1 pseudogene is annotated in these 587 nt (G+C 61.7%); it reads left to right on the forward strand.

Annotated features, from left to right (window positions below):
* Positions 1-558: pseudogene (locus RMCN_RS30625) on the forward strand (transposase); the annotation flags it as partial.
* Between the last annotated feature and the right edge of the window lie 29 nt (positions 559-587).

Here is a 587-nt window from a genome sequence, read left to right on the forward strand (position 1 = left end):
TTTGATCGGGTGTGTCAGGGCGTGGGAGTCGAGCGAGCAGCCCAGGAGATGGGTGTGTCAACGACTGCGGCGACGCTGTGGTGGCGTCAAGCTGGAGCGATGCAGCTATTGAGGGGTAACAACCGTGCTGGCCATGGCGTCGTGGATCCGGGTGATCCCGATCGACCAGGCGGTAAGGGACATCGCCTGAGTTTGGATGAGCGCATCGCGATCATGCGTGGTCTTGATGCCGGGCTCAGCGATGCTGCCATCGCCGAGCAGATCGGGCGTGATCGCAGCACCGTCTGGCGCGAAAAGCGCCGCAACCGTAATGCTGATGGGGACTATCACGCCCGTATGGCTCATAGCCGTGCAGCGCAAAAGGCTAGGCGGCCCAAAGGGTTCAAGCTCAACGACGTCAGGTTATGCGCGCGGATCCAGATGTGGATGGACCAGGGGTGGAGCCCCAAGCTGATCGCCGACGTGTTGGCCCGCGATCACCGCGATGACAGGCTGGGCGTGTCATTCCATCTGTGTAAGTCCGGGGTGGTCCAAGATCGGACCGCCGTTCGGGCGGACAGAAGGAGTGATTTGTGACCAAGGCCATA

The sequence above is a fragment of the Mycolicibacterium novocastrense genome, from assembly GCF_001570485.1.
Taxonomy (GTDB): Bacteria; Actinomycetota; Actinomycetes; order Mycobacteriales; family Mycobacteriaceae; genus Mycobacterium; species Mycobacterium novocastrense.